The sequence below is a fragment of the Desulfatiglans sp. genome (assembly GCA_012513605.1).
Taxonomy (GTDB): Bacteria; Desulfobacterota; DSM-4660; order Desulfatiglandales; family HGW-15; genus JAAZBV01.
Genome location: JAAZBV010000108.1, coordinates 18,431 through 29,597 on the forward strand (window position 1 = coordinate 18,431; position 11,167 = coordinate 29,597).

Annotated in this window: 10 protein-coding genes and 1 pseudogene; 7 read left to right on the forward strand and 4 right to left on the reverse strand. The window is 42.8% G+C overall.

The window, feature by feature from the left end; translation table 11 throughout:
• The first annotated feature begins 266 nt into the window (after positions 1-266).
• The 7 genes and pseudogenes from GX654_14855 to GX654_14885 all read left to right on the forward strand — a co-directional run bounded on the left by GX654_14855 (position 267) and on the right by GX654_14885 (position 6,667).
• Positions 267-935: a hypothetical protein gene (locus tag GX654_14855; GenBank protein ID NLD38143.1), complete on the forward strand. Its 669-nt coding sequence runs from the start codon at positions 267-269 to the stop codon at positions 933-935.
• Positions 932-1,861, forward strand: coding sequence for a methylenetetrahydrofolate reductase (locus GX654_14860; protein NLD38144.1), 930 nt, complete (start codon positions 932-934; stop codon positions 1,859-1,861). The genes GX654_14855 and GX654_14860 overlap by 4 nt, the downstream gene beginning before the upstream one ends.
• 4 nt (positions 1,862-1,865) lie before the next feature.
• The gene (locus GX654_14865; protein NLD38145.1) at positions 1,866-3,842 is read left to right on the forward strand and encodes a PAS domain S-box protein; all 1,977 of its coding nucleotides are present in this window, start codon (positions 1,866-1,868) and stop codon (positions 3,840-3,842) included.
• Positions 3,843-3,867: 25 nt separating this feature from the next.
• Positions 3,868-5,343, forward strand: coding sequence for a response regulator (locus GX654_14870; protein ID NLD38146.1), 1,476 nt, complete (start codon positions 3,868-3,870; stop codon positions 5,341-5,343).
• 245 nt (positions 5,344-5,588) lie between these two features.
• On the forward strand, positions 5,589-6,137 hold the full coding sequence (locus GX654_14875; GenBank protein NLD38147.1) for a chemotaxis protein CheD: 549 nt from the start codon (positions 5,589-5,591) through the stop codon (positions 6,135-6,137).
• A gap of 91 nt (positions 6,138-6,228) precedes the next feature.
• Positions 6,229-6,306 (forward strand): annotated as a pseudogene (locus GX654_14880) (AbrB family transcriptional regulator).
• A gap of 166 nt (positions 6,307-6,472) precedes the next feature.
• Entirely contained in the window at positions 6,473-6,667 is a 195-nt protein-coding gene (locus tag GX654_14885) for a transposase (GenBank protein NLD38148.1), read from the forward strand.
• A 93-nt stretch (positions 6,668-6,760) separates the two neighbouring features.
• Here GX654_14885 and GX654_14890 read toward each other — a convergent pair whose 3' ends face one another.
• From GX654_14890 to GX654_14905, 4 genes are all read right to left on the reverse strand, one after another.
• Positions 6,761-7,624, reverse strand: coding sequence for an energy transducer TonB (locus GX654_14890; protein ID NLD38149.1), 864 nt, complete (start codon positions 7,622-7,624; stop codon positions 6,761-6,763).
• Positions 7,599-9,839, reverse strand: a complete 2,241-nt coding sequence (locus tag GX654_14895; GenBank protein ID NLD38150.1) for a TonB-dependent receptor — start codon at positions 9,837-9,839, stop codon at positions 7,599-7,601. Before GX654_14895 ends, GX654_14890 begins: the two co-directional genes overlap by 26 nt.
• Positions 9,840-10,133: 294 nt before the next feature.
• Positions 10,134-10,451, reverse strand: a complete 318-nt coding sequence (locus GX654_14900) for a divalent-cation tolerance protein CutA (GenBank protein NLD38151.1) — start codon at positions 10,449-10,451, stop codon at positions 10,134-10,136.
• 2 nt (positions 10,452-10,453) lie between these two features.
• Positions 10,454-11,023, reverse strand: a complete 570-nt coding sequence (locus tag GX654_14905; GenBank protein NLD38152.1) for a nuclear transport factor 2 family protein — start codon at positions 11,021-11,023, stop codon at positions 10,454-10,456.
• Between the last annotated feature and the right edge of the window lie 144 nt (positions 11,024-11,167).

Consider the following 11,167-nt stretch of genomic DNA (forward strand, 5'->3'; position numbering starts at 1 on the left):
TCACTCCTCCGCTAATGGTTTTATTGTTTTAAAGCTTGTTAAGTATTTATACTAAATCAGCTTATTTTATGTATTATTTATCAATCAATAATAAATTATGGAGAAAATTCTCATAATATTTTACCCCCTGGTATGTCAAGAGATAAAAGAGGTACATATAAAATCAGCCGTCAGGCTCTTCAAACTTGACTTCCAATCCTCTAATATAATATTTGATAACCTTTATATATTTAAAAAACTGGATTATCAGGAAAAGAGGTTAACATATGATAATTGCTGATAGAAAACCCATACCGGAGATACTGGATATGGTAAAGGGATATAAAAAGATACTTCTGCTCGGCTGCAAAGGCTGCGTTACAGTATGCAATATCGGCGGAGCAAAGGAGGTTGGGATACTTGCAAGCATTATAAAGATAGCAAGGAAAAGGGAAGAAAACCCGATTGAGATTCATGAAAAGACACTGGAGAGGCAGTGCGACCCGGAATATGTCGATATGGTCAGGGATATAATTGATGACTATGAGGCGGTTTTAACCATGGCATGCGGCGTAGGCCCGCAATTTCTTTCAGAGAGATACCCTGGCACAAGGGTTTATCCTGCTGTTAACACAACATCATTTGGGGGTGCGGTCAGGCATGGCGTATGGGAAGAGAGATGCGCCGGGTGCGGCACCTGCGTGGTTCATTACTATGATGGATTATGCCCTGTTGCCCGCTGCTCAAAAAGCCTGCTGAACGGCCCATGCGGTGGTTCATCAGGCGGTAAATGCGAGATATCAAAAGAGACAGAGTGCATATGGGACACCATTGTCATGAAAAAGATAAAACAGGGGAGATTGGATGACCTGCTTAATAACAGGCCTGCCAAGGACTGGAGATCATCAAGAGATGGAGGCCCCCGAAGAAGCATCAGGGAGGATATTGCCATATGAGCGAATTCAAATCAGGAAGCAATCTGGAAAAGGTACTAAAGGCTGGGCACTTTGCCTTTACCGGTGAATGCGGTCCTCCAAAAGGGGCAAATGTAGAACATTTGAAAGAAAAGATACATCACCTTAAAGGCATGGTGGATGCTGTTAATGTGACTGATAACCCTACTGCTGTCGTAAGGATGTCAAGCTGGGCAGCCTCAACGATTATTATCGGTGAAGGCATGGAGCCCAACTTTCAGATGGTATGCCGCGACAAAAACAGGCTCGCCATGATGAGCGACATACTCGGCGCATACGCTGTAGGCATACGTAATATCTTGTGCCTTACAGGCGACCATCAGAGTTTTGGAAACCACCCGGAGGCAAAGAATGTATATGACCTTGACTCCATGCAGCTCATCTCTTTAACCAAAAAGATGAGGGATGAGGGCAAATTCCTTAATGACGAAGTGATAGACTGTGCCCCCAGGCTCTTCATAGGCGCAGCGGAAAACCCATTTGCAGACCCCTTTGAATACAGGCCATACAGGCTCGCAAACAAGATAAATGCAGGGGCCGATTTTATTCAGACACAGTGCATATACAATATGGAGAAGTTCAGGGAGTTCATGAAAAGGGTTGTTGATATGGGCCTCCATGAAAAATGTTATATACTGGCCGGGGTATCGCCCCTGAAAAGCGTCGGAATGGCAAGGTACATGGCTAAATCCGTCCCTGGCATGGATGTGCCTGAATCCCTTATAGAGAGGCTCAAGGGCGCAGGCCCCGGCAGGGCGGCAGATGAGGGCATTAAAATCGTTGTTGAACAGATAGAGGAGTTCAAGGAGATGAAGGGTATCAGCGGAGTACACCTCATGGCCATTGAGTGGGAACACAGGGTGCCTGAAATCGCAGAAAAGGCAAAGGTACTGCCAAGGCCGGTATAAATAATTGGAAAACAAACAGGAAAAAAATCCCTTTGCCAGGATGATCCGCGAGACAGGCAGCTCCATAAGAAAAGACCTGTCTGATATATATTTCAAGGCCGGTATTGTCGGCGGAGGGAAGATATGCTACAGCATCCTTAAAATACTTGATGAAATCCCATTAACCAGGCTTAAGATGGAGATAGCCGGTGTAGTGGATATCAACCCTGATGCTCCGGGAATTACCCTTGCCAGGGAAAAAGGGCTTTTCACCTCAAATGATTATCATGACCTCTTTAATATTGATGGCCTGAATCTGATAATAGAATTAACCGGCTCCCTTGAGGTGGTAAAAAGCATTGTTGATGCAAAACCTACCTCAATATCCTTTCTAGATCACTTTGCAAGCCTCCTGCTCTGGGGGCTTTTACAGAATGAGGTTGAGACCGAGTCCCTTGAAAAAAAATTCGGAAATTACATCTCATGGATGAGTAGAAAGAGTAAACTGATCCCTGATTACCTCCCCTACCGGATCATGGTAGTGAACATGGATAAAAATATAGAGACAGTGAATAAAACATTTTTAGATGCCTACCATATAACTGAAGACAACGCCTATGGCAAACACTGTTATGAGATTGATTTCGGCCCATACAGGAACCGTCCCTGCACACGTAAAAATGGAAGATGCTATGTTGACGAGTATATGGATGAGATCAGGGAAAAGGGGATCTACAGCACAATAGAGGAGTATGTTGATACTGATAACAGGAGCAGGTTTGAGGTCGTTACCCTTACACCCATTTATAATGACAGGGGCGAGATCGTACAGATACTTGAAGCATCAAGGGATGTTACTGAAAAGGTAAAGCTTGAACAGGAGGCGCAGAAATCAAATACATTTTTACAGAATGTGATACAGAGCACAGTGGATGGTATTATCGTTGTAAACCAGAAGGGAAAGATCCTGCTATTTAATGAGGGCATGGAGAGGCTTACCGGTTTCAGGGCTGAAGAGATGGTCAGGAATGGCCATATAAGCAGTTTTTGCGATATGGAAACTGCAAGAGAAAACCTGATCAAGATGAGGAGCGGCAATTACGGTCCAAAAGGAAAACTCAACCCTACAAGCATGTCTATCAAAACAAAGAGCGGTGAAGAGATACCTGTAACATTGAGCGCATCTATTATAATTATTGATGGTAAAGAGGTAGGGAGTGTAGGTGTCTTTACCGATATAAGAGAGATACTTGAAATGCGCAAAAACCTTGAAGAGGCCCATTTTCAGCTGGTCAGATCTGAAAAGATTGCATCCATCGGCAGGATGGCCGCAGGTGTTGCCCATGAGATAAATAACCCTCTTTCAGGCATCATGATATATGCAGAGCTCATAAAAAAGAACCTGATGCTCCTGGAATCGAAAAACAATCAGAACATTGAAGATATCCAGGAGATAATTGACCAGACCCTGAGATGTAAAAAGATTGTATCTGATCTGCTCGAATTCAGCAGGCAGACTGTTGGCAAGTTTACCTCCTTCAACCTGGCTATCCTCATAGACAAATCCCTGAACCTGCTTATTAACCAGCCGCTGTTTCAGAATGTGGATGTTATCAAGGAGATAGACGCCAATATGCCTTCTATAGCGGCTGACATGGGCCAGCTCCAGCAGGTCTTTACAAATCTTTTCATAAATGCGGCAGATGCAATGGAGGGCAAGGGACAGCTCAAGATCAATGTCTGCTTTGATTACAAGAGGGAGTATTTTACAATAAAGGTCGCAGACACAGGCCCGGGCATACCGGATGACCTAAAAGAAAAGATATTTGAGATTTTTTTTACTACAAAACCTGTTGGCAAGGGTACAGGCCTTGGATTAAGTATAACAAAAAATATCCTTCAACTGCATGGAGGAAGCATCATGGTGGAGAGTGAGCCTGAAAAGGGCACAGTGTTTACCATAGAACTCCCAATGGGATTTGTTGATCAACAGAAGGAATAACCTCTATTTTCGAGCCTTAAAAATCATGGATAAACAGATCAGAATACTTGTTGTGGATGATGAAAAGGTTATAAGGGATGGCTGCCGACGCATCCTTACTGATAACAAATATGAGGTGCTGTGCGTTGAAAACGGTCAGGAGGCCCTCTCCTTTCTTGAAAATGAACCGGTGGATGTAATCCTGCTTGATCTTAAAATGCCTGTCATGAACGGTGAAGAGGTGCTGGAGCAGACCTACAGGCTCTATCCTGATATCCCTGTGATCATTATCACGGGCCATGTCACCATAGATACCGCTGTTGAATGCATGAAAAAGGGGGCCTTTTCCTTTATTACAAAGCCGTTTCAGATGGACCAGTTCCTGCTTACTGTAAAAAGGGCATCGGAAAAAAGGGCGTTGGAACTTAAGGCAAGGCAGTATGAAGAGGAAAATATCCGCAACCTCTATGATCTCACCCTTGAGAAAAGCAGGCTTAAAACCATTATAAACTGCATGGCAAATGGCGTTATGGTGGCAAACAGGAATATGGAGATTGTCCTTTATAATCCTGCGCTCATGAGGCTACTTGAAATAACTGACCATATGGATTCACCCATGCCCATAACAGGGATCATCAAGGATGTAAATCTGCTAAGGGCGCTTAATGATATCCAGTCAGGAGATATGCCTGAAAAAAAGGCCATCTTCCAGGAGATAGAACTCAAAAAAAACATACTCAGGGCGATTTCAGCCCCTGCATATGGCCCTGACAACTCTATAGTCGGCACTGTTACAGTACTTGAGGATATTACAGCCTTCAAGAGACTCGATGCCATGAAATCGGATTTTGTAAATATGGTTGCACATGAACTGAGGAGCCCTGTAGCAGCCATAAAACAGCAGAACAGTGTGCTTCTGGAAGGTCTTGCAGGGCCACTCAACGAAAAGCAGGCACAATTTCTTGAAAGAGGCAGGGAGAAGCTGGATCAGCTTCTTGATATGATCAATGACCTCCTTGATATGGCGAAGATAGAGTCTGAAAAACAGGAGCATCATCATACTCAAACCGACATAGGAAAGATAATACTTGATACAATTGCCCTTCTTGAACAGCGGGCAAAGGCGAGTGGTATCACCCTTAAACATGAATTAACCAACCTCAAACCTGTTCAGGTTGATCCTGAGAGGATTGCGGAGGTAATCAATAATCTTTTGACCAATGCAATCAACTACTCACCTGAGGGAGGTCTTGTTACTGTTAAGGCGCGCTGCCTGAACCATCTTCTGGAGATCATGGTGTCAGACACTGGTGTGGGTATTCCTGCGTCAGAGATACCCAAGATATTTGATAAATTCTACAGGGTAAAAGACCCCAAAACCAGAAAGGTTATGGGAACAGGCCTGGGGTTATCAATAGTCAAGGGCATAATAGAGGCGCACAACGGCACTATCAAGGTTGAAAGTATGCCAGGAAAAGGGACAACCTTCAGGGTACTTTTGCCTCTTCCTGCATTACCCTGATTCAGGGAGAGCCCTGAATCTCGAGGTTTATCCAAATACTGGAGAAATTTATATATCATTGTTTTTAAAAAGATTATTTATTATCTTGACAGAAGGATTATAGGATGTCCCCTATTTCACTGTTATATACCAAAGCTTGCTAGTCCGGATAACCTATAAAATATAATAAATATGTTTCCAGATTAAGCCACGCGCTGCCGATAAAGGATTTAAGGTTTAAAATTGTATCGGATAAGTATACCATTGTGAAATCCATTATTTACCTTCATATCGGTCAATATTTTGCCAGCAAAGACCCTGTGATTATTCAAACTATACTTGGCTCCTGTGTTTCAGTATGTTTTTATGACCCGGTTACAAGGATAGGCGGTATGAATCATATATTGTATTCAGGAGAGGTGCGGTCTTCATATGATTATAATGCCCGCTATGGAATAAATGCCATGGAACTCCTGATTAACGAAATGGTAGGGCTTGGGGCAGTTCGTTCCCGCCTTATTGCCAAGGTTTTTGGGGGTGGAAACATGTTTAATTTCGATCAAAAAAACCAGCAAGGCATAAAGAATACTGATTTTGTCATCAGATTTTTAGAACTTGATGGGATTAAACTTGTTGCCCAGGACACAGGAGGACGTTTTTCCCGCAAAATTTTATTTCATACTGATACCGGCAGGACATTATTAAAAAGAAGAAAGGCAATTATCAATGTAAATAAAAAAGGCAAGGACTTTATTGATACCACAAAGAAGGTCAAGACCATCCCCCAAAAGCCTGGTGATATAACCCTTTTCTAGTATTTGATTTTCAAAACATGATTAATAATTGCGTTGTATATCATATAATGCAAGTATTACCTTATTACCAAAGCCTTTTATGAGGGAGGACATGCAAACAGCAGCGAGTAAACTGACAAAAAAATATCAAGCAACCGTTCCGGAGGCGGTAAGAAAAAACTTAAATTTAATGGAGGCAGTACGTCAAAGTTAGAAATACTCAAAAACAGGCAGGAGAGACTTAAAGGGGGAATAACCGCTTTGCTTGATGATTTCCTGATTGGAAGTATCGGAAAGTCCCCTTCCATGTCAGGTCATAACCTGACTACTAAAGTGGATGGTAAAACAGTTACTTTATATGCCAGAAAGGCTATTGTCCCAAAAGCGTAGAGGATACATATTTTGGAGACAATTATGAAGGAATCCTTATCCGTGACCGTTATGCGGTTTACAATGGCATAGGAAAAGAGTGGCAGGCATGCCTTGCTCATATTCGAATGAATGCTAGCGAGGTAAAGCAGGAACATAATCTTATTCGTCACTCAGTCTAGCGCATATTGGGTGTTAAGGATAATATAAATCTTTGATGCTATTCTATTGAGCAATTCATAATATATGGGCATGTCTGCCCTGCTGTAAACAGATCAGGGTTTCAGGGTATACTTAATTGGCATGGTAAACTCTGCGGCTACAGGAGGCGGGGGAAAAGGCTGGACACTCTTAATAGCAGCAATAACATTTTTATCCAGCAGGCTGTAACCTGAACTGGTTAACACCCTTATGTTTTCAACGTTTCCTGTCTTAAGCACCCTGAATGAGACCTCTACAGTCCCCTGCCACTTCATTCTTCTCGCGACCGCCGGATAAACAAGGTTGCTGGTAATAAGATCTTTTACATAGTAAAAATTCGCATCCACATAATGCTTTTCCTGTGAGATAGCGCCATCACCTGATGAAGCACCACTCATGCCATATTCGTAAGAGGTATTTACAGGATTTTGTTCAAGGTACTCATTTCCCCCGGGAAAGGTCTGTGAAACAGCCCCTGTATTTATGTCTGTGACACCTGTGTATGCAGTATCCTTAATAATCATGGGATTAACTGATGTAACTGCCTGATCTCTTTTTACAGGGGGTGTGATCTCTTTTGTTGCGGTTGCATGATTTACTATCTTTTTTTCAGGAATGGTTTCAGGCTTTGTTTCCTTCCTTATAACAGGAGGGGACGCGAGTTTCTTACTGACTATATTCTTTTCAGGCATAGAAGATCTCCCCGCATGAGAGGCAATCTTCATGCTCACAAGGTTTATCTCTACCACCTTTTCACCGGGAAGAAGCCCGCCCTGGTTTTCAAATTTGAGGGTTATCAGGCAGAATATAATGAACAGATGCAGTAGCACCGAGGCAAGTATGAATCTTGATAAGTGTACCACCTTATGGGTATCCCCCCGGCCGCTTAAGCCCAGGGGGATATCGATATCACTATATTGAGATTGAGAGAGATACATAGGCTGTAAAGGGCGCTCCAGTCATATATGTCGAACCAAGGGTCTGGTAATCGGTTGTGTTGATAATGCTGATATATTCTTTGTCAAAAATGTTATTAAATGTCACTGACAGATCCAGTTTTTTCATGCCAAACCGGTTCACCTCTTTGCTATATCCAACCTCAAAATCAAAGATAGTGGCTGTATCTATCTTCTCATTATGGACAATGTCGCCATACCTGCTTCCTGTATATCGCATGATAGTTGAAAAAGTGAAATCACCCAGCGTGTATGACGCAATCCCCTTGAACATCACCTTCGGCGCATCAGGCACCTGCTCCCCATCAACCGGGACAATGGCCCCTGAAGAATTTCGGAGATCCTGAGTATAGTTAAACCTGTTATATGAAAATGAGCCATATAATGAAAGGTGTTCAACCGGCACAGCCCCAGCCTCCAGTTCAAATCCATATGCCTCGGCCTTTGCATTTGAGGCAGGGAAATAGATATTTAATGTATCGTCATAATAGATGGCAAGTTTGTTTTTGTGCCTTGCATAGTAGATTGTTGGAACCACATAGAGTCTTTCGGTAATGTACCTCATGCCCAAATCAAAGTTATCTGCTATCTCAAGCTCCTGCCTGTTCCAGAGCTCCTGAAGGGTAATACCTGCCGTGTAAAAGCCCTGTTTCTGGGAAATAAAATAGGGGTAAAGCTGTACGGAAAGCCCATAGTTACGTCCATAGGAAAAATAGCTGCTCAATGAATCACTCAGGATATAACTTGCCCCGAGATTGGGCAGAAATTCAGTAAAATCCTTTTCACGGGCGCTTGAATTTTGCTCCACTGTAGAGGCCATACCAAGGGCTGTTTTATAACTTACATCACCGATGCCTGTCGTTATATATGTCCTGATTTCGGGCATCTTGTAATCCAGATATTTCAGGCCTCCCTCAAGGGTAAAATTGCCCACACTGTATTTTCCGGAAACAAACGGCTGGTTCTGTTCATGCTTTGTCGGTGCTGAAAGTATCTGCCACCTGTCAAACTGCAGACCTGTGCCTGTTACCTGATATAGCTTCATTGCTGTGGGAGGGCCGGGTCTCTCCTGTTTCAGGTAAAAGTAACCCATATCGACCTTCATACCCTGCATATCAGTGGAGTATTGCGCAAGCATGCCGTACATGTCATGATCAATAGCCCAGTTGCGTACACGGTTTGCGCCGCTTTGTATGGTGATAGTCTCAAAAAAATCACCCTTATCCTGCCAGTAATAGGGTTTAAGGTTAAATTTCGACACATCGCTTATTCTGTATTCCATATCAAGAAGCAGGCTCAGGTCTTCAAAGTCGCTCCTGTTGTAACCGTAATAGTAGTAGTCTGTACTGCTATTAGTATATTCAAAATTATAATAATCTGAGAGGGAAGACACCTGTGAATAACTGAGTGAGCGGTAGGTATTGAGATCTGCATCATTATAGATTGCGTAGCCATTCACCTGTATCCTTTCCCCTATTTTCTGAGAAAGACCAAGCATGGCGTTAATCCTGTCTGATTCCCCCTGTCCTTTCCACTTGTCACCACCTGCATCAGAAAAGGAAATAAAACCGCCGGTTCCGGCAGCTAACAGGCCTGTATCAACCCTGAGAAAGCTTCTTGTAAAGCTGTCGCTGCCAAGTGACTGCTTCAGGTTAATACCGAATGCCTCCTTTGGACCTTTGATATCCATGTCTATCTTGCCGCCAATATTGGTGAGCCCAAAGGCCTGATCCGCTGGTACACCACCCTTGTAAATAGAGACACTTTCAAAGTTTTCCATGTCGTAAATTGTCATACCTCCACCCGGCCTTCCGCTGATCGGGACATCTTTCACATTGACAGGTGATCCCGGATTTCCTCCGCCTGTCGGTTCAACACCCCTGAACCGAAACGATTCATGGTAATTGCTTATGTCAGCAATACCTGATGGATCAACGCTCTGCTGGTTCACAGATGGCATAAGGGTTATTGATTTATGGGGTGACATGGCAGCAGAAGGACCCTGTGCGGTTATACCCTTTTCTGTAACCTTTATGCTTGTGTTGGTTTCAGTAAACATAGGCCCGATGAAATCCTGTTCCTCGAAATTGCCTTCAATCTCGGTCTCAGGAAGATTGATTTTTACCTCTTCAGAAAAGACAGAAGGAGATACAAAAATTGTGCATGAGAAGATCAGCATGAGAATTCTTTTTATCATTTTTTAAAAACCCCATTAAAATGGCAAAGTAAACCGTTCAATATAAATTTATAATTTGTATTACCCTGATAATAACCGAAAATATCGGGTAATACATCTCATATGTTTATTATAAGCGTCAAGATTATTTTTTTAACATGCATTAATTTCAGGGTGAATATTGTGGAAAAAAAGATTTTTTTATCCTTCTGTTCATGGGGAGATTATCATGTAAATGATAACAGGAGGCGGAAATGCAGATTAATCAGTCAAAAGGTTAACGAGGGATGAATACCCCCCGTTATTTAATGAACCTCAACCTAATTCCTTATTTATCCAGTTGAGATAATCCCTGTTACCTTCAAGTACAGGCATGGCGAGTATTTCCGGTACACCATATGGGTGAAGTCTTTTTATCTCCGCCTCAAGTTTTTGATATTGTTCCCTGGTTGTTTTCATAACAATGCGCCAATCCTCGCCCTTGAGTAACCTCCCGTTCCACATGTACATGCTCTTTACCGGGCCTGTAATCTGTACAATGGCTGCAAGCTTTTTTTCAATAACACTTTCGCCGATCTTTTCAGCGGTCTCAAGGTTAACAACTGATGAAAATACCTGTATATATTCTGTCATAATTATTTATCACCTGCTTTTATATTATCATCTCTGGGGATATCTGCATGAACGACACGGCGCTGGAACTTCCAGCGCCCCTTCTCTCTTATCATGGTATCTTCATAATGGCCCACGAAATAGGGTTGTGGACGATCCGATTCACCGGTAACCACAAATACCCACTTGGTTAGAGCACTTGCTTTGTCGCCATTTACCTGAATCGTTTCATTAGTAAACAGATGCACAGACTGGCTTATTGAAGTATCTTTACCAATCGTTTTTTCCATCAGGTCGCAGATTGCCTTTGATCCCTTTGCACTGCCAAACCCGCCGATCCATTCCCCTTCTGTCTCTGCAAAAAGTTCAGAAAAGGATTTAAAATCTCTCTTATCCAGAAAACGCCCGTAATCCATTAATAGACATCTTATCTCTTCCCGGTCTTCCAAGCTTTTCAAACGGGCCTCAATTGATACATTTTCAGAAGAGGAAGTGCTATCCCCAGCCAATGCCTGTAAAGGATATATTGCTGTTACAAGAATAGAGGCAATCACGAGTAATAATAAAAATGTTTCCGGACTGGCGTTATGCATTTTCGTATCTCCATCGCTAACCCGGAAACCACAGGTCTCCGGGTTAACCTAATCTATTTCATCAGTTTTTCTATATGCTCCTTTACTGCCTCTGCCCAGATCTCATACCCCTTTGTTGTGGGGTGAAGGGCATCACTCATGATA

Excerpts from the sequence above, each read along its gene's own strand:
- GX654_14855 (NLD38143.1), top strand. The coding sequence starts at position 267 with ATGATAATTGCTGATAGAAAACCCATACCGGAGATACTGGATATGGTA.
- GX654_14860 (NLD38144.1), top strand. The coding sequence starts at position 932 with ATGAGCGAATTCAAATCAGGAAGCAATCTGGAAAAGGTACTAAAGGCT.
- GX654_14870 (NLD38146.1), top strand. The coding sequence starts at position 3,868 with ATGGATAAACAGATCAGAATACTTGTTGTGGATGATGAAAAGGTTATA.
- GX654_14890 (NLD38149.1), bottom strand. The coding sequence starts at position 7,624 with ATGTATCTCTCTCAATCTCAATATAGTGATATCGATATCCCCCTGGGC.
- GX654_14895 (NLD38150.1), bottom strand. The coding sequence starts at position 9,839 with ATGATAAAAAGAATTCTCATGCTGATCTTCTCATGCACAATTTTTGTA.
- GX654_14900 (NLD38151.1), bottom strand. The coding sequence starts at position 10,451 with ATGACAGAATATATACAGGTATTTTCATCAGTTGTTAACCTTGAGACC.
- GX654_14905 (NLD38152.1), bottom strand. The coding sequence starts at position 11,023 with ATGCATAACGCCAGTCCGGAAACATTTTTATTATTACTCGTGATTGCC.